The organism is Streptomyces sp. NPDC028289 (assembly GCF_055565975.1).
Genome location: NZ_JBVHTI010000001.1, coordinates 471,366 through 488,567 on the forward strand (window position 1 = coordinate 471,366; position 17,202 = coordinate 488,567).

At 71.8% G+C, this 17,202-nt stretch carries 15 protein-coding genes; 11 read left to right on the forward strand and 4 right to left on the reverse strand.

Annotated elements, in window-relative coordinates:
• Nucleotides 1-583: 583 nt before the first annotated feature.
• Nucleotides 584-3,286 carry a pyruvate dehydrogenase (acetyl-transferring), homodimeric type gene (gene aceE / locus ACZ4UV_RS02155; protein WP_451021841.1) on the forward strand — a complete coding sequence of 901 codons (2,703 nt, stop codon included), beginning with the start codon at nucleotides 584-586 and terminating at the stop codon, nucleotides 3,284-3,286.
• 97 nt (nucleotides 3,287-3,383) lie between these two features.
• On the forward strand, nucleotides 3,384-3,902 hold the full coding sequence (locus ACZ4UV_RS02160; protein ID WP_390038641.1) for a DUF4240 domain-containing protein: 519 nt from the start codon (nucleotides 3,384-3,386) through the stop codon (nucleotides 3,900-3,902).
• An 18-nt stretch (nucleotides 3,903-3,920) separates the two neighbouring features.
• On the opposite strand, the gene ACZ4UV_RS02165 is transcribed toward ACZ4UV_RS02160, so the two are convergent.
• Together ACZ4UV_RS02165 and ACZ4UV_RS02170 are read right to left on the reverse strand one after the other, a co-directional pair.
• Nucleotides 3,921-4,160, reverse strand: a complete 240-nt coding sequence (locus tag ACZ4UV_RS02165) for a hypothetical protein (protein WP_451021842.1) — start codon at nucleotides 4,158-4,160, stop codon at nucleotides 3,921-3,923.
• Between the two features lie 72 nt (nucleotides 4,161-4,232).
• Nucleotides 4,233-5,111 (reverse strand): peptidoglycan recognition protein family protein, encoded by an 879-nt coding sequence (locus ACZ4UV_RS02170; protein WP_451021843.1) that lies wholly within the window; start codon nucleotides 5,109-5,111, stop codon nucleotides 4,233-4,235.
• Nucleotides 5,112-5,300: 189 nt separating this feature from the next.
• On the opposite strand from ACZ4UV_RS02170, the gene ACZ4UV_RS02175 reads away from it, so the two are divergent.
• Nucleotides 5,301-6,485, forward strand: coding sequence for a MarP family serine protease (locus tag ACZ4UV_RS02175; protein ID WP_467835372.1), 1,185 nt, complete (start codon nucleotides 5,301-5,303; stop codon nucleotides 6,483-6,485).
• Nucleotides 6,486-6,499: 14 nt separating this feature from the next.
• Here ACZ4UV_RS02175 and ACZ4UV_RS02180 read toward each other — a convergent pair whose 3' ends face one another.
• A complete protein-coding gene (locus tag ACZ4UV_RS02180) occupies nucleotides 6,500-6,988 on the reverse strand; it encodes a GNAT family N-acetyltransferase (RefSeq protein WP_390037947.1) in 489 nt (162 codons plus the stop codon).
• Between the two features lie 72 nt (nucleotides 6,989-7,060).
• Here ACZ4UV_RS02180 and ACZ4UV_RS02185 point away from each other — a divergent pair, with 72 nt between their 5' ends.
• Both ACZ4UV_RS02185 and ACZ4UV_RS02190 read left to right on the forward strand, forming a co-directional pair.
• Complete coding sequence (locus tag ACZ4UV_RS02185; protein WP_351502393.1) at nucleotides 7,061-7,954, forward strand: TIGR01777 family oxidoreductase; 894 nt, start codon at nucleotides 7,061-7,063, stop codon at nucleotides 7,952-7,954.
• Between the two features lie 160 nt (nucleotides 7,955-8,114).
• Nucleotides 8,115-9,473 carry an NAD(P)/FAD-dependent oxidoreductase gene (locus ACZ4UV_RS02190; RefSeq protein WP_467835376.1) on the forward strand — a complete coding sequence of 453 codons (1,359 nt, stop codon included), beginning with the start codon at nucleotides 8,115-8,117 and terminating at the stop codon, nucleotides 9,471-9,473.
• Between the two features lie 370 nt (nucleotides 9,474-9,843).
• Here the strand turns inward: ACZ4UV_RS02190 and ACZ4UV_RS02195 are convergent, their stop codons facing one another.
• Nucleotides 9,844-11,319, reverse strand: coding sequence for a regulator (locus ACZ4UV_RS02195; protein WP_451023196.1), 1,476 nt, complete (start codon nucleotides 11,317-11,319; stop codon nucleotides 9,844-9,846).
• Between the two features lie 248 nt (nucleotides 11,320-11,567).
• On the opposite strand from ACZ4UV_RS02195, the gene lipB reads away from it, so the two are divergent.
• From lipB to ACZ4UV_RS02225, 6 genes are all read left to right on the forward strand, one after another.
• Nucleotides 11,568-12,407, forward strand: a complete 840-nt coding sequence (lipB, locus tag ACZ4UV_RS02200) for a lipoyl(octanoyl) transferase LipB (protein ID WP_451023195.1) — start codon at nucleotides 11,568-11,570, stop codon at nucleotides 12,405-12,407.
• Between the two features lie 131 nt (nucleotides 12,408-12,538).
• Nucleotides 12,539-13,504, forward strand: a complete 966-nt coding sequence (lipA, locus tag ACZ4UV_RS02205; protein ID WP_351499227.1) for a lipoyl synthase — start codon at nucleotides 12,539-12,541, stop codon at nucleotides 13,502-13,504.
• Nucleotides 13,505-13,753: 249 nt separating this feature from the next.
• Entirely contained in the window at nucleotides 13,754-13,951 is a 198-nt protein-coding gene (locus ACZ4UV_RS02210) for an SCO2195 family GlnR-regulated protein (protein WP_181806529.1), read from the forward strand.
• A 70-nt stretch (nucleotides 13,952-14,021) separates the two neighbouring features.
• The gene (locus tag ACZ4UV_RS02215) at nucleotides 14,022-14,723 is read left to right on the forward strand and encodes a DUF4191 domain-containing protein (RefSeq protein WP_451021585.1); all 702 of its coding nucleotides are present in this window, start codon (nucleotides 14,022-14,024) and stop codon (nucleotides 14,721-14,723) included.
• A gap of 192 nt (nucleotides 14,724-14,915) precedes the next feature.
• Nucleotides 14,916-16,016: a right-handed parallel beta-helix repeat-containing protein gene (locus ACZ4UV_RS02220; protein WP_451021586.1), complete on the forward strand. Its 1,101-nt coding sequence runs from the start codon at nucleotides 14,916-14,918 to the stop codon at nucleotides 16,014-16,016.
• A gap of 42 nt (nucleotides 16,017-16,058) precedes the next feature.
• Nucleotides 16,059-17,123 carry a methyltransferase gene (locus ACZ4UV_RS02225; RefSeq protein ID WP_451021587.1) on the forward strand — a complete coding sequence of 355 codons (1,065 nt, stop codon included), beginning with the start codon at nucleotides 16,059-16,061 and terminating at the stop codon, nucleotides 17,121-17,123.
• Nucleotides 17,124-17,202: the final 79 nt, after the last annotated feature.

Below are 17,202 nucleotides of genomic sequence, written 5' to 3' on the forward strand. Positions count from 1 at the left end.
GCGGGGAACTGCGCGACCAGCCACGACGACGCGGCACCAGACCGGCAACCACCACCCGCGCGAGTGGCAACACCCACCTCGGCACCGCCGAAGAGCACCGTCCCGGCTGAGCACCGCCGCGGCGGAAATAGGGCACGCCGAACAGCGCCCCTCAGGGGCGCGGGGAACTGCGCGACCAGCCACGACGACGCGGCACCAGACCGGCAACCACCACCCGCGCGAGTGGCAACACCCACCTCGGCACCGCCGAAGAGCGCCGTCCCGGCTGATCGCCGTCGCGGCGGAAAAGAGATGGTCGCCCCCCTCCCACACAAGAGCACACCCCCGCTCAAACACCGTCCCACCTGCGTAAACGTCGGCTGGATCACGTCACCCGGTGCCATTGCCGAAGGCACGCCGTGCCGACTTTCTCGGAATCGAGAGGTTTTGCCCTTGAACCCTTTGATCGATCATCGATCAGGGAGTTAGAGTCACCGACGGGCTCGCACCCGGGCCCTCAGCCCTGTCCTGCCAAAGACCAAGGGCACCCCCGAAGAACCCCTTACCGATGAGGGAACCCCCTTCGACTGAGGAAGGCGGCGACATGACCGACCCCCAGGCCATCCAGCCGAGCGCGCTCGACCAGCTCCCCGACCGGGACCCGGAGGAGACCGCCGAATGGCAGGCCTCCCTGGACGCCGTGGCCAGGGAGGCCGGGCCGCACCGCGCCGCATACCTGATGCGCCGCACGCTGGAGCACGCCGAGGCGGACGGCGTCGCGCTGCCGAAGCTGCTGGAGACCGACTACCTCAACACCATCCCCACCGCCGCCGAGACGGCCGTCCCCGGCGACGAGGAGATGGAGCGGAAGATCACCGCGTGGAACCGCTGGAACGCGGCCGCGATGGTCACCCGGGGCAGCAAGCACGGCGTCGGCGGTCACATCGCCACCTTCGCCTCGGCCGCCTGGCTGTACGAGACCGGCTTCAACCACTTCTTCAAGGGGAAGGAGGGGGACGGCTCCGGTGACCAGCTCTACATCCAGGGCCACGCCTCCCCCGGCATCTACGCCCGCGCCTTCCTCGACGGCCGCCTGACCGAGGCGCACCTCGACAACTTCCGCCAGGAGGCCGGCGGCAACGGCCTCCCGTCGTACCCGCACCCCCGCCGCCTGCCCTGGCTGTGGGAGTTCCCGACGGTGAGCATGGGCCTCGGCCCGCTCTCGGCCATCTACCAGGCCCGCTTCAACCGGTACCTGACCGCACGCGGCATCAAGGACCTCACCGCCTCGCACGTCTGGGCGTTCCTCGGCGACGGCGAGATGGACGAGCCGGAGTCCACGGCCGCCCTCGCACTCGCCTCCCGTGAGGGTCTCGACAACCTCACCTTCGTCATCAACTGCAACCTGCAGCGCCTCGACGGCCCGGTCCGCGCCAACTTCAAGATCGTGCAGGAGCTGGAGGCCCAGTTCCGCGGCGCCGGCTGGAACGTCGTCAAGACACTCTGGGGCACCGCCTGGGACGAGCTGTTCGCGCTCGACACCACCGGCGCGCTGGTACGACGCCTGCGCGAGGTACCGGACGCGCAGGTGCAGACGTACCAGACCCGCGACGCCGCCTACATCCGCGCCGACTTCTTCGGCAAGGACCCCGCGCTCGCCGAGATGGCGAAGCTGCTGAGCGACGACAAGATCCTGGAGTGCTTCCACCTCTCCCGCGGTGGCCACGAGGCACGCAAGGTGTACTCCGCGTACAAGGCCGCCGTCGAGTTCAAGGGCGCGCCGACCGTGATCCTGGCCCAGACGGTCAAGGGCCACACCCTCGGCGAGGGCTTCGCGTCGAAGAACGCCAACCACCAGATGAAGAAGCTGACGGTGGACGAGTTCAAGACGATGCGGGAGCTGCTGGAGCTGCCGATCCCGGACAGCGCCTTCGCCGACGGCGTGGTGCCCTACGGCCACCCCGGCGCCGACTCCCCCGAGGTCCGCTACCTCCAGGAGCGCCGCGCGGCCCTCGGCGGTCCGGCCCCCGCCCGCCGTACGCACGCCCTGGCCCCGCTGCCCGCCCCCGCCGACAAGGCCTTCGCCTCCTTCGACAAGGGCTCCGGCTCGCAGAACGTGGCGACGACGATGGCCTTCGTCCGTCTCGTCAAGGACCTGGTCCGCGACAAGGAGACCGGGAAGCGCTGGGTGCCGATCGTCCCGGACGAGGCGCGCACCTTCGGCATGGAGAGCCTGTTCCCCTCCCTGGGCATCTACTCCCCCAAGGGCCAGACGTACGAGCCGGTCGACCGCGACCAGCTGATGTACTACAAGGAGGCCAAGAACGGCCAGATCCTCAACGAGGGGATCACCGAGGCCGGTTCGATGGCCGACTTCATCGCCGCGTCCACCGCGTACGCGACGCACGGCGAGGCGATGATCCCGTTCTACATCTTCTACTCGATGTTCGGCTGGCAGCGCACCGCCGACCAGATGTGGCAGCTAGGCGACCAGCTCGGCCGCGGCTTCCTCGTCGGCGCGACCGCCGGCCGTACCACCCTGACCGGCGAGGGCCTCCAGCACGCCGACGGCCACTCCCCGGTGATCGCCGCGACCAACCCGGCCGCGCTGTCGTACGACCCGGCCTTCGCCTACGAGATCGCGACGATCGTCAAGGACGGTCTGCGCCGTATGTACGGCGAGTCGGCACCGGGCGAGGACCCGAACGTCTTCTACTACCTGACCGTCTACAACGAGCCGCTCCCGCAGCCCGCCAAGCCGGCCGGGCTCGGCATCGACGAGGGCATCGTCAAGGGCCTGTACCGCTTCAACACGGCGGAGTCCGCCGGGCTGTCGGTGCCGGCGAACGCCCCGCGCATCCAGCTGCTCGGCTCCGGTACGGCGATCCACTGGGCGCTCAAAGCGCAGCGGCTGCTCGCCGAGGAGTGGGGCGTGGCCGCCGACGTCTGGTCCGCGACCTCCTGGACGGAGCTGCGCCGTGACGCCATGGAGGCGGACGCGGCCCTGCTGCGCGGCGAGGAGCGGGTGCCGTACGTGCGCCAGGCGCTGCACGGCGCGGAGGGCCCGGTGCTGGCCGTGTCCGACTACATGCGCCAGGTCCCGGACCAGATCGCGCAGTGGGTCGAGCAGGACTGGGCCTCCCTCGGCGCCGACGGCTTCGGTCTCTCCGACACCCGCGACGCGGCCCGCCGCCACTTCGGCGTCGACGCCGAGTCGGTCGTCGTCGCGGCCCTGGCCCAGCTGGCCAGGCGCGGCGAGGTCAAGGCGACCGCGGTGAAGGAAGCACGGGAGCGTTACGCGCTCTGAGCGGTTGACGGGGCGGCGCACGCCGGAGTGACGGTGGATAACAATCCGCACCACTCCGCGTGCGCCCCCGCCGCCCAGGCACGATGCTGGACCCGTGATGGACGAGACGGAGTTCTGGGAGCTGGTCGACACCACCCGCGAGTCCGCCGAGGGCGACCCCGAGGAGCAGGCCGACCTGCTCGTGGAGCGGCTGCTCCAGCTGGAGCCCGACGTGGTCCTGGACTTCGCCCGGCACTTCGAAGCCCGCTACAACCGCGCCTACCGCTGGGACCTGTGGGGCGCCGCCTGGGTGCTGCTCGACGGGGCCAGCGACGACGCGTTCGACTTCTTCCGGTGCTGGCTCATCGGCCAGGGCCGGGAGGTCTTCGAGGGCGCGCTGCACGACCCGGACGCGCTGGCGGAGCTGCTGTCCGACTTCGACGAGGAGATCGACGGCGACGGCGAGGAGCTGGGGTACGCGGCGGACGAGGCGTACGAACAGCTCACCGGGACGGTGGCGCCGGACCTGGGCATCGCCCCCGCGCCCTCCGAACCCGAGGGCACCCCGGTCGACTTCGAGAACGGCCGGCTGCTCGCCGAGCGGTTCCCCAGGCTGTGGGACCGCTTCAAGGGGTAGGGGCCGGGCGGGTGCGGCTCAGGCCGCAGTACGGCGGCGAGTCACGTCCGACGGGATGTACGCCTGGGTCTGCTCGGCCTTGACCGCGTGGTGCATCGGCGCCGCGTTGGCCTGGTCGAGGGCGGACGCGGTGACCGCGGCGGGGCCGAGGACGACCGTCGCGACCGCGCAGACCACGGCCCAGGGGCCCCTGGACGACCTGACCCAACCGGCCTTCTCCGTGGCCTGCGTACGGGCTTCGGTACGACTGCTGTTCATGATCCCCGCCTCCAGTCGGCTTCTGATGTCCCTGACGGTAGGACGCGGGGATCTGAACGGCCTGCGTGCGGCCTATGGCGTTCCTGTGGACGTCTTCGCGGGTGGTCCGAGGGAGGTTGCCGGGGCCGTTTCCATGAGCGTCCGCAGGGGAGTCCCCGCCAGGGTCCCCCTGCCCTGCAGCCGGGCCGCCGTCTCCCTGATCTCCGGGAGGCGGGCCGCGAGGGCGGCTCCGGGGCAGTTGGTCCGGTAGCCGTCCTGGTGGCCGGCCACGGCGGGCAGGGCGACGGTGGTGCCCTCCCGGTAGCGGCTGAGGCCGTTGCTGGAGACCAGCCGGGCGCTGCCGCGCGGGTCGACGTCGGCGAGCCCGAGTTTCCAGGCGGCGACGGCGGCGATCGCGTCGGTCATGGCGCGCGGCACGGGTACCCCGGCGGTGAAGGTGCCGAGAGCGGCGATGCCGGCGGTGCGGTGGTTGAAGCCCTGGGTGTGCGCGCCGGTGACGGCCCGGTCCGCGCCGCCCGCGCGGCCCTCGTAGATGGTGCCGCACCGGTCGACGAGGAAGTTGTAGCCGATGTCGTCCCAGGCGCGGTCGCCGGTCTGGCCGGTGTACAGGCGGCGGATGATCTCGGGGCTCTCCGCGCAGGAGTAGCCGTTGGGCGAGTCGGTGTGGTGCACGAAGACGGCGAGGACCTGGTCGTCGTAGCGCGGTGGCGGCTGGGTGCGGCGGACGGAGGCGTCCAGCCAGGCCGAGCGCGGCACGATGTACGGCCGTGGTGCCCGGTGGCGGGTGGCGGGGCCGGCGGGCTCGGGCGCGGCCAGGTGGATCGCGACGGACCGGTCGGCGCCCTGGGCGGAGAGCACCAGGGCGAGGACGGCGACGGCGCCGGGCAGGCAGCCGAGCAGCGTCAGGGCGGTGATCCGGGTGCGCCGCCCCGCTCTTGGGAAGACACGCATGGCAATCACTCTCGGGGTGATCGACTGCGCCCGCGATGTGTGCTGTGCCACCTGGTGGAACCATCGTCCCGGTCCGGGGCGTTTCAGGGGGTACACGTGCGCGTGGCCGGTTCCCGGGGCCCGGGGCGCGTGAACTGATCACCGGACCTGTCCGGACCGTATTAAGGGCACCGAGAGAAAGGCGGCTCAGTGGACCTGCTCGACCTGGTGCTCGTACTGGTGGTCCTCGTCTACGCGGCGTCCGGTTACCGGCGCGGGCTGGTGGCCGGCTGCGTGTCGCTGGCCGGGTTCGTGGGCGGCGCGGTGATCGGCGTGTGGGTGCTGCCTTGGGTGATGGAGCTGGTCACGCGCGGGACGGCGACGGCGACGGTGGCCGCGGTGCTGACGGTGCTGGTGCCGGCGGTGGTGGGGCACGAGCTGGCGGGGCGGCTGGCGCTGCGGCTGCGCCGCGAGCTGGACGAGGGGCCGCTCAGGGTGGCCGACGGGATAGGCGGGGCGGTCGCCAACTCGGTGGCGGTGCTGATCGTGTCCTGGGTGGCGGCGAGCGTCCTCGGCGCGTCCTCGTCGCCCGCGGTGACGACGGCGATACGGGACTCGAAGCTGCTCGGCGCCGTGCAGGACACCATGCCGGACACCACGCCCGCCTGGTTCTCGCGGGCCACCTCGGCGCTGACCGAGGCGGGTTTCCCGCAGGTCTTCAACCCGTTCGAGAACGAGTCGACGGCCCGGGTCGCCAAGCCCTCCGGGGACAACGTCACGGCGGCGGCCACGAACGCGGCCAAGCGCTCCACGGTCAAGATCGAGGGCTCCTCCGGCACCCAGGGCCGCGAGGGCAGCGGGTTCGTGTTCGCGCCGGAGCACGTGATGACCAACGCGCACGTGGTGGCCGGCATCGACAACCCGAGCGTGCGGATCGGCGGGGTCGGTCCGTCCTACGACGCGCAGGTCGTCCTCTTCGACCCGGACCGGGACGTGGCGGTGCTGTACGTGCCGCAGCTGCGGGCTCCGGTGCTGAGGTTCCACACGAGCGCGGCGCGCGGGAACTCCGCGGTGGTGGCCGGCTATCCGCAGGACGGCGACCTGAACCTGCAGGCGGCCACCGTGGCGAACAAGGTGCAGGCCACCGGCCAGAACATCTACGGCGATGCCACGGTGACCCGGGAGATCTACTCGATCCGCTCCACGGTCCGCCCCGGCAACTCCGGCGGTCCGCTGCTGACCACCGGCGGCAAGGTGTACGGCGTGGTGTTCGCCCGCTCCACGTCCGACGACGAGACGGGGTACGTGCTGACCGCCGACGAGGTGGCCACGGACGCGTCGCGCGCGGCGCACGCCACCTCGCCGGTGGACACGGGCGAACTGATCACGTCCTGATCACGTCCCGGCCGTCACAGCGGCCGGCCCATGACCACGTCGTCGACGTACTCGCCGTCCAGGAAGAACTCCCCGGGCAGTACGCCCTCGACGGCGAAGCCCTCCGACTCGTAGAGCCGGCGCGCCGGGGTGTTGTGCCCGAGGACGCCGAGCCGGATCCGGCGGGCGCCGCGGCGGCGGGCCTCCTCCATCGCCGCCCGCAGCAGCGCCCGCGCCACGCCCCGGCCGCGGGCCTCCTCGGCGACCGCGAGGCCCTGGATCTGCCGGACGTGCGCGTTGGAGGCGATCTTGTAGGCGAGGCCGAGGCGGACGTAGCCGACGATGCGCCGGTCGAGCTCGGCGACCAGGGTGTCCTCGGGGGCGTGCCGCTCGCTGAAGAAGGGGTCGTACGGCGGCTGCGGCGGCGGCAGGACCGCGTGCAGGTACGACCAGGTGGCGCGGTCGAGGGCGGAGAGCTCCTCGTCGTCGTCGGGCAGGGCGGTGCGTATGTACGGATCAGGCATGCGGTCACCCTAGGACGGGCGAGAGCGGACCCTCACGGGTTTTCCGCGCTGATTCCCGGCATGCTGGTGACCATGGAACGCTCTCGTATCGCGGTGGCCGGCGCGTCCGGCCTCATCGGCAGCGCCCTGGTGCGCTCCCTCCGGGCGGACGGGCACGAGGTGGTGCGCCTGGTGCGGCGCGCCGCCCGGGGCGCCGAGGAGGTCTGCTGGGACCCGGGAGGGCAGTACGTGGACACCGCGGGCCTGGCCGGCTGCGACGCGGTGGTGAACCTCGCCGGGGCCGGGATCGGCGACCGGCGCTGGACGGCCGCCTACAAGCAGGAGATCCGGGACAGCCGGGTACTCGGCACGGCGGCGCTCGCGGAGGCCGTGGCGGCGATGCCGGACCCGCCGCGGGTGTTCGTGAGCGGCAGCGCGATGGGCATCTACGGCGACACCGGCGACCGGGCCGTGGACGAGGACGCCCCGCCCGGGGACGGCTTCCTGCCGTCGCTGTGCGTGGAGTGGGAGGAGGCGGCGGCCCCGGCGCAGGAGGCGGGCGTACGGACGGTGTTCACGCGCACCGGACTGGTGGTGGCCCGTGGCGGCGGGGCCTGGGGCCGGCTCTTCCCGCTCTTCAGGGCCGGCCTCGGCGGCCGGCTGGGGGACGGCCGGCAGTACTGGTCGTTCATCGCGCTGCACGACGAGGTGGCAGCGATCCGGTTCCTGATGGAGACTGAGGGTCTGTCGGGCCCGTTCAACCTCACCGCACCACATCCTCTGACCAACGCCGAGATCACCGCCGCGATGGCCCGGGTGCTGCGCCGCCCGGCCCTCTTCCCGGTGCCCTCCCCGGTGCTGCGGGCGGCGCTCGGCGAGATGGCGGGGGACGTGCTCGGCAGCCAACGGGTGGTGCCGAAGCGGCTGCTGGAGTCGGGGTTCACCTTCGCGTTCCCGGGCATCGAGGACGCGATCCGGGCGGCCTGACGGCCCGTGTGACCGTATGCGACCGGCGTGCGACCGTGCCCTGTTCATGCGCGACTGCCCTTGACCGTTCACCGCCCTAACCTCGACCCGAACTCGGGTATCCCCGGAGCTTGTTGGGGGCATCACGTCTCCACCGGACGCGCAATCGAGGAGGGGCCTCGTGCATGAGCCCGCGTACCAGGCGGACGTCGTCGTCGTGGGGGCCGGTATCGCCGGACTCTCCGCGGCTCATCGGCTGAACAGCGCAGGAGTGACGACCGCGGTCCTGGAGGCCGCCCCTTACGTCGGCGGACGCATGTCGACCGAGAAGGTGGACGGCTTCCGGCTCGACCGGATCGGGCAGCTCCTGTCCACGTCCTATCCGGAGCTACGCCTCGCCCCGGGACTGGACGCCCTGGTTCTGCGCCGGTACGCGCCCGGCGTGCTGCTGCATCGGGACGGGCGCAGGCATCGGGCCGGCGCTCCGGCGGGCGGCGGAAGCGCGAGGGGCGCACTGTACGCCGTGCGCGCCCTGGCAAGCGCCCCCAGGGGCGGCTCGCCGGTGGCGCCGCCACGGTCGACCGCGCCGATGGGCGGCGCGGTCGACCAGGCCCGCCTGGGCGCCGCGCTGGGCCGCATCGCCACGACCCCGGTCGAACGCATCCTCGCCCGCCCGGAGCTCCCCGCCGCCCACGCCCTCGCGGAGCGCGGGGTACCCGCCCGCACGATCGACGGCTTCCTGCGCCCGCTGCTCGCGGCCCTCCTCTGCGACCCCGAGCTGACGACGTCCAGCCGCTGCGCGGACCTCGCCCTGCGCTCCTTCGCGAGCGGACGGCTCTGCGTCCCGGAGGGCGGCGCCGAGGTCCTCCCGGACCTCCTGGCCCGCGCCCTCCCGCCCGGCACGGTCCACACCGGCGTACGGGTCACCTCGGTCTCCACCACGTCGGTGACGACGGCCGACCACGGCGAGATCCGCTGCCGTGCGGTGCTGCTCGCCACGGACGCGAGGGCCGCCGCCGATCTGCTCCCGGGCCTGCGCGTCCCGGACTTCCACCGGGTGACGGTGGTCCACCACACCACGGACGAAGCGGCGACGCTCACGACCGGAACGTCCCTCCTCCTGGACGCCGACCGGGGCGGCCCCGTCTCCCACACCTCCGTCGTCAGCAACATCGACCCGAGCCGGGCCCCCCAGGGCCGCGCCCTGATCTCTTCCACCCTCCTCGGCACACCCCCCGCGGACATCGACACCGCGGTCCGCATGCACCTGGCCCGCCTCTACGGCACATCCACCCGCCGTTGGGAGACCCTCGCCGTCCACCACACCCCCGAGGCCATCCCCGCCATGCGCCCCCCGCACGACCTCCGCCGCCCCGTCCGCCTCCTGGCCGGCCTCTACGTCTGCGGCGACCACCGCGACACCAGCACCGTCCAGGGAGCCCTGCATTCAGCCCACCGGGCAACGGCAGCGATCCTCACAGACCTGGGCACCGCAGGCTCCATGACCCGAGCAGAGCCTGCGCAACGCCGGGCCGCATAGCGCCGGGGCTGCAAGAAGGGGGCGCCGCACAGCGCCCCCTCGGGGGCGCGGGGAACTGCGCGAGCAACCACGACGGCGCGACACCCCGGCCGACGACCGGAACCGGCCACGGCGCGCGGCGACGGCCGGCTCGGCACCGCCGAACGGCGCCGTCGCGGCTGATCACCATGACGACGGAAGGAAGGGGGCGCCGCACAGCGCCCCCTCGGGGGCGCGGGGAACTGCGCGAGCAACCACGACGGCGCGACACCCCGGCCGACGACCGGAACCGGCAACGGCGCGCGGCGACGGCCGGCTCGGCACCGCCGAACGGCGCCGTCGCGGCTGATCACCGCTGCGGCGGAAAGGAAGGTGCAGCCGCAGCGGACCGTCAGATCAGGGCGGCGACCTTCTCCCGGTACCCCTTCACCGGCGCCGCGTCCTTGTACGGCTCCAGTCGGCGTTCGAAGTCCCGTACGTACTCGGTCGCCCGTACCGAGCGCATCTCCGCCGCCGCACCCGCCGCCTCCACACCCAGCGCGCACGCCTGGTCGAGTTCACCGAGGCCCAGGCGGGCCGTGGCGAGGACCACCCGGCAGAAGAGGCGGCTGCGGGCGTAGGAGGGCGCACGGAGTTGGAGGGAGCGCTCGGCGTGCTGCGCGGACGCGCGGAACTGCTGGAGGTCGCGGTGGCAGTGACCGAACTCGTCGGCGAGCTGGGCCTCGTCGAAGAAGCGCGCCCAGTAAGGGACTTCGTCGCCGGGACGGGCCGCCTCCAGGGCGCGCTCGGCACGGACGAGGGCGCCCGTGCAGGCGCGCACCTCGCCGAGGACCCCGTGGGCGCGCGCCTCGGCCGCGTGCAGCAGGGCCTGGACGACCGGCGGGGCGCTCGTGCCCACGCCCTGCTGGGCGACGCGCGCGAGCTGCACCGCTTCCCGGCCGTGGCCGAGGTAGACCGCCTGGCGGCTCATGGTGACGAGGACGTAGGAGCCGTAGGACCGGTCCCCCGCCGCCTGGGCGAGCCGCAGCGACTGGACGAAGTAGCGCTGGGCGAGGCCGTGCGCGGCGATGTCGTACGACGTCCAGCCCGCGAGCCGGGTCAGGTCGGCCGCCGCGCCGAACAGCCTGCGGCCGGTCTGCTCGCCGTACGTGCCACGCAGCATCGGCTCGCACTCGTGCTCCAGGTACCGGACGAGGGCCTGCCGGGCGTGACCGCCGCCGTACTGGTCGTCGAGGGAGCGGAACAGTTCGCCGACCGAGCGGAGCGCCGCGATGTCGCCGCCGGTCACCTTCTGGCCGGGCCCGCGCTCGGCCTGCCCGCGCGGCCGCACCGGTGCGAGCGGCAGCGACTTGGGCGCGGCGGGCCGGGTCTGGGCCGGCACCCGCGCCGCGGCCGCCGGTGCCGCCGGCTCGCCACGGGCCACCTTGTCGTCGGCGCGGCCGATCAGCCAGTCCCGGCTGGGGACGACCAGCCCGGCCGGAGTGAAGGCGATCTTGCGGAGCTCGGCGTGGCTGCCGGAGTCCTTGCGCCACAGCCCGCTGACGATGTCGACGGCCTCCTCGGGGGTGGCCGCGAACTCCAGCCCGGCGTAGACCGGGGCGCAGGCGTCGAGGCCCAGGTCCTGGGCGGTGAGCCGGCGGCCGAGGCGCCGGGTGAAGACCTCGGCGATCAGGGCGGGGGTGGTCCCCCGGGGCTGCTGGCCGCGCAGCCACCGGGTGACCGATGTCTTGTCGTATCTGAGATCCAGCCCGTGTTCGAGTCCGAGTTGGTCGACGCGCCGGGCCAGACCCGCGTTGGAGAACCCTGCTTCTGCGATGAGCGCGGCGAGCTGGCGGTTGGGGGTGCGCTGCGCGGGTCGGTCCGTCATCTGGGGTGCGGTCTCCTGCCTTCTGGCTCAGCTCGGTCGCTTGTGCCCGGATTGCCGGTGAGCAGCCCTTTTGGTGCTCGTGGACGGCGCGAATGTAGCGGAGAGTGAGCAGTCGATCGCACATCTCGACGCTCATTCATCCGATCGTGTGAGGATTGGCCCCGGGGCTGACGCGCAACGGACGGACGTACAGTGGCTTGGGCACGTTATGTGCCTGACACACCCATCGCCTGAGGGAGGCGCTTGCCGTGAGTGAGTTGCGGTTCGTCCGTATGGGGTTCGGCGCGGACGCCGTCGAGTACCAGGAGGCGTGGGACGAGCAGCGCCGGGTGCACGCGGCGCGGTTCGCCGACGAGGCGCCCGACACGGTCCTGCTGCTCGAACACCCACCGGTCTACACGGCGGGCCGCCGCACCGCGGACAACGAGCGGCCGCTCGACGGCACCCCCGTCATCGACGTGGACCGCGGCGGCAAGATCACCTGGCACGGCCCGGGCCAGCTGGTGGGCTACCCGATCCAGAAGCTTCCGCGCCCGGTGGACGTGGTCGCCCACGTCCGGCGTCTGGAGGAGGCGCTGATCCGCGTCTGCGCCGAGTTCGGCCTGGAGACCACCCGGGTCGAGGGGCGCAGCGGCGTGTGGGTGCTCGGCGACCCGGTCGAGCAGCGGCCGCAGGCCCTCGGCGGCCTCTCCCTGGACTTCGACCCGCGGCTGACGGACGAGGAGTTCGACCCCCGCCTCAACGGCCCGGAGTACGCTCCCTCCAACGCCGGCCAGCGCCGCGAGGACCGCAAGATCGCCGCCATCGGCATCCGCGTCGCCAAGGGCGTGACCATGCACGGTTTCGCGCTCAACGTGAACCCGGACAACAAGTGGTTCGACAAGATCATCCCGTGCGGCATCCGGGACGCCGGCGTCGCCTCCCTCGCGGGCGAGCTCGGCCGGGACGTGACGATCGAAGAGGTGCTGCCGGTGGTGGAGCGGCACCTTAAGGACGTCCTGGAGAACGCGGAACTCAAGCCGAGGGTGATCGAGAAAACACCAGTGACCGTCAGCCCGTCTGGGGGTGCCCCCTCTGGGGGAGTTTGAGGACGAGGCCGTTCAGGCCGAAGCGGGGGTCTGGGGGCGGCAGCCCCCAGGGGCCAGCACCCACACCGGGCATTCAAATCAACGGGCGTACCCTGAAGGTCGCCGAAGAATCAATCGCTAGGGAGCCGGTCGTGTCCGCAGTCTCACCCGACGGACGCAAGATGCTGCGCCTGGAGGTCCGCAACAGCCAGACCCCCATCGAGCGCAAGCCCGAGTGGATCAAGACCCGGGCGAAAATGGGCCCCGAGTACACGAAGATGCAGAACCTCGTGAAGAGCGAGGGCCTGCACACGGTCTGCCAGGAAGCCGGCTGCCCGAACATCTACGAGTGCTGGGAGGACCGCGAGGCGACCTTCCTCATCGGCGGCGACCAGTGCACCCGGCGCTGCGACTTCTGCCAGATCGACACCGGCAAGCCCGAGGCACTCGACCGCGACGAGCCGCGCCGCGTCGGCGAGTCCGTGGTCACCATGGACCTGAACTACGCGACCATCACCGGCGTCGCCCGCGACGACCTGGAGGACGGCGGCGCCTGGCTGTACGCGGAGACGGTCCGCCAGATCCACGCGCAGACGGCGGAGCGCGAGGCCGGCCGCACCAAGGTCGAGCTCCTCGCCCCCGACTTCAACGCGGTCCCCGAGCAGCTCGCCGAGGTCTTCTCGGCCCGCCCCGAGGTCTTCGCGCACAACGTCGAGACCGTGCCCCGGATCTTCAAGCGGATCCGCCCCGGCTTCCGCTACGACCGCTCGCTCAAGGTCATCACGGCCGCCCGCGACTTCGGCCTGGTCACCAAGTCCAACCTCATCCTCGGCATGGGCGAGACCCGCGAGGAGGTCAGCGACGCGCTGCGCCAGCTGCACGAGGCCGGCTGCGAGCTGGTCACCATCACGCAGTACCTGCGCCCGAGCGTGCGGCACCACCCCGTCGAGCGCTGGGTCAAGCCGCAGGAGTTCGTGGAGCTGAAGGAGGAGGCCGAGCAGATCGGCTTCTCCGGTGTCATGTCCGGCCCGCTGGTGCGCTCCTCGTACCGTGCCGGCCGCCTGTACCAGATGGCCGTCGAGAAGCGGGGCGCGTTCGTCGCCGCGCAGGCGGTGTGACGGCGGTCCGGACCGGCCCCGCCGCCGAGCGTGTGAATTCACGCACAAACCATTACTGACCAGTAGTGACCGAATGGACGCGGTCCTGACAGTCCTCGCTGATGAGGACGCCGTCAGGGCCGCGTCGGCGTTCCGGGCCCGCGTATCAAGGTTTCATTGGCGTTTGACCGGTCGGTCACGCCCTGGTAACACCGAACAGTGACCCTGGTATCACAGCACGTACACCCACCTCGAGGGGGGACCTCCACCATGCAGGCCGCGCCCGTTCGCGCCACCGCGATCCCGTCCTTCACCGACGCGCTGCGCGCCGTCGAGTCGCTGCTCATGAGCGGCGGCCAGCGCACCGCACGCCAGAACGCCTGGACCTCCGTGCTGGAAGACCGCCGTCGCGCCAAGGACCGGGTCGAGGCCCAGCGCTTCCTCGAGCAGGCCGCCGGCCGCTCCTGACGCCCCTTCCGCGGCCCTTGTCGGGACACTGCCGTCGTCGGCACTCCCGGGGCCACGTAGACTTCGGGGCATGGCGAGGAAGGAACCCGCAGCGGACGCTGCGAATGCGGGACGACTGAAGCAGATCGTCCTGACGTACAAGATGACCCGCAAGGCCGACAAGATGATCGGTCTTGTACTTGCGGGTGTCGGTCTCGGCACCCTTGCCGTCTTCCTCGTGATCGGCTTCCTGATCGGCCACCCGGTCTATCTGGGCATCCTGGGCCTGCTGCTCGCGTTCCTCGCGACGGCGATCGTCTTCGGCCGGCGGGCCGAGCGGGCGGCCTTCGGCCAGATGGAGGGCCAGCCGGGCGCCGCGGCCGCCGTCCTGGACAACATCGGGCGGGGCTGGACGACGACGCCGGCGGTGGCGATGAACCGCAGCCAGGACGTGGTGCACCGGGCGGTCGGCAAGGCCGGCATCGTCCTGGTCGCCGAGGGCAACCCGAACCGGGTGAAGACCCTGCTGGCCGCCGAGAAGAAGAAGATGGCCCGGATCGTGGCCGACGTGCCGGTGCACGACGTGATCGTGGGCACGGGCGAGGGCCAGGTCGAGCTGAAGAAGCTGCGGACCACGATGCTGAAGTTTCCTCGCGTGCTGACGGGGCCCCAGGTGACGACCACCAACGACCGGCTGCGGGCGATGGGGGACCTGATGTCCAACATGCCGTTGCCGAAGGGGCCGATGCCCAAGGGGATGCGGATGCCGAAGGGTGGGCCTCGGGGGCGGTAAACGGCGGTAGGCACGCCTACGAGCTCGGGCGCGGTGGTTGCGTGTGCGACTGCCGCGCCTTCGTGGTTTCTCGCGCCCACGCGGCGGAGCCGCATATCGACACAGCCCCGCGCCCCTGCGGGGCGCTCATGACACGCCGCCGAACGGAGCATCCCGGCGTTTATCGGGTCATCTGCTCCTAACCTGCCAGATGTGACAAAACGCCATATCACATACCTCGCGTGCAGCGCCGCCCTGTGCGGCTCCCTCCTCGGCGCCGCTCCGGCGACCTCCTCGCACGGCGTTCTGACCGTGCACCCGGGTGAATCCATCCAGAAGGCGGTCGACGCCGCCGAGCCCGGTGACACGGTCCTGGTGCTGGCCGGCACCTACCACGAGAGCGTCAAGGTGACCACGCCCGGCCTCACCCTGCGTGGTGTGGGCCCGGACACCGTGCTCGAGCCGGTCAAGAAGGCGAAGAAGTCCAAGAAGGCCATGAGCGGCACGAAGAAGACCGCCGTGAAGTCCTGCGCCGAGATGGGCAACGGCATCTGCGTGGTCGGCGCCAAGAAGCAGCCCGTCGAGGACGTGACCATCGCCCACATGACCGTGACCGGGTTCTCCCGGACCGGCGTCATGGCCGTGGGCGCGGCCGACCTGCGCGTGCACGGCGTGGCCGCCGTGAAGAACGGGCAGTGGGGCCTCGCCGAGGAGCGCTCGGTCCACAGCATGTACCAGAACAACATCGCCCGGAACAACGGCGACGCGGGCATCTTCCTCGCCAACTCCGTCACCACGGAGAAGGGCGCCGTCGACACGTTCGGCACGGTCGTCGAGCACAACCTCCTGGAGAACAACCGCATCGGCGTCACCGTCCGCCGGCTGCGCAACCTCACGGTCTCGGACAACTCGGTCACCGGGAACTGCGCGGGCGTGTTCGTCGTCGGCGACGAGAACAAGCCGAAGGCCGGTCACCTGACCGTCGCCGACAACCAGGTCGTGAAGAACAACAAGTACTGCAAGAAGACCGCCCGGCTGTCCTTCCTGCAGGGCTCCGGCATCGTGCTGACCGGCGCCGAGAACACCGTGGTGACCGGGAACACGGTCACCGGGAACTCCGGCAAGTCGCCGCTGTCGGGCGGTGTCGTGGTCTTCAAGAGCTTCGTGGGTGTCACCAGCGACAAGAACCAGATCACCCGCAACAAGCTGTCGGGCAACTCCCCCGCCGACCTGGTCAACCAGGAGGCCAGCAAGCACGGCAACGCCTTCAAGGACAACACCTGCAAGAAGTCCAAGCCCGCGGGTCTGTGCTGACCTGACGGCCGTACGACACCCCACCAGGAAGGAAGGCGGCACATGACCGCACCAGCACGCGACCTCACGACGCCGGCCAAGGGGCTGGAGGAGGACGCTCCGCCGCCGTCGATGCGGCTGCGCGAGCTCGTGTTCGGGGCGGCCTGTGCCGCCGCCGTCCGCGCCGCCGCCCGGCTGCGCGTCGCCGACGCGCTCGGGGACGCCCCCATGACCGTGGAGTCCCTGGCGTCGGCGGTGAAGACCGACCCGAAGCCGCTGCGCCGGCTGCTGCGCGCCCTGTCCTGCTACGGCGTCTTCGCCGAGCGGCCGGACGGGACGTTCGCCCACACCGATACCTCCCGGCTGCTGCGCGAGGACGACCCGCACAGCCTGCGCTACATCGCCATGTGGTGCACCGAGCCGTGGACCTGGGACGCCTGGCCCAAGCTCGACGAGGCCGTGCGCACCGGCCGCAACGTCGTCGAGGACCTCTACGGCAAGGAGTTCTTCGTCTACCTGAACGAGGACGCGCCGGAGTCGGCGGACGTCTTCAACCGGGCGATGACCACCTCCAGCGAGCAGTCGGCCCGGGAGGTCGCGGCCCTGCTCGACCTGTCCGGCAGCCGCTCGGTCGCGGACCTCGGCGGCGGGCAGGGGCACGTGGTGGCCAGCCTGCTGGACAAGTACCCGGCGATGAGGGGCTACCTGCTGGATCTGCCCAAGGTGGTGGAGAAGGCCCTGCCCCGGCTGCGCGAGGGCGGCGACCTCGCGGACCGGGCGCGGGTGGTGCCCGGTGACATCCGGGAGGCCGTACCGGTCGACGCGGACGTCTACATCATCAAGAACATCCTGGAGTGGGACGACGAGTCCACCTCGCGGCTGCTCGCCAACGTGGTCGCGGCGGGCGGGCCCGGGGCCCGGGTCGTGGTGATCGAGAACCTGGTCGACGACACCCCGTCGATGCGGTTCAGCACCGCGATGGACCTGCTGCTGCTCCTGAACGTCGGCGGGGCCAAGCACACCACCGACAGCATGGTGCGGCGGCTGGGCGACGCGGGCCTGAGCGTCAACGACATCCGGCCGGTCAACCCGTACCTGCACGCCTTCGACTGCACGGTGCCCGCCTGACACGGGCGGCCCGGCACGCGCCGGTGCCGGGCCCGCGTCGTGCGCGGGTCCGGCACCGTTGGCGTACGGCGGTACGCGG

Bases quoted from the DNA above. Each gene is read 5' to 3' on its own strand.
- aceE (WP_451021841.1), top strand. From the start codon at position 584: ATGACCGACCCCCAGGCCATCCAGCCGAGCGCGCTCGACCAGCTCCCC.
- ACZ4UV_RS02170 (WP_451021843.1), bottom strand. From the start codon at position 5,111: ATGCGTGTCTTCCCAAGAGCGGGGCGGCGCACCCGGATCACCGCCCTG.
- ACZ4UV_RS02180 (WP_390037947.1), bottom strand. From the start codon at position 6,988: ATGCCTGATCCGTACATACGCACCGCCCTGCCCGACGACGACGAGGAG.
- ACZ4UV_RS02225 (WP_451021587.1), top strand. From the start codon at position 16,059: ATGACCGCACCAGCACGCGACCTCACGACGCCGGCCAAGGGGCTGGAG.
- ACZ4UV_RS02195 (WP_451023196.1), bottom strand. From the start codon at position 11,319: ATGACGGACCGACCCGCGCAGCGCACCCCCAACCGCCAGCTCGCCGCG.
- ACZ4UV_RS02185 (WP_351502393.1), top strand. From the start codon at position 7,061: ATGGAACGCTCTCGTATCGCGGTGGCCGGCGCGTCCGGCCTCATCGGC.
- ACZ4UV_RS02160 (WP_390038641.1), top strand. From the start codon at position 3,384: ATGGACGAGACGGAGTTCTGGGAGCTGGTCGACACCACCCGCGAGTCC.
- ACZ4UV_RS02210 (WP_181806529.1), top strand. From the start codon at position 13,754: ATGCAGGCCGCGCCCGTTCGCGCCACCGCGATCCCGTCCTTCACCGAC.
- ACZ4UV_RS02165 (WP_451021842.1), bottom strand. From the start codon at position 4,160: ATGAACAGCAGTCGTACCGAAGCCCGTACGCAGGCCACGGAGAAGGCC.
- ACZ4UV_RS02215 (WP_451021585.1), top strand. From the start codon at position 14,022: ATGGCGAGGAAGGAACCCGCAGCGGACGCTGCGAATGCGGGACGACTG.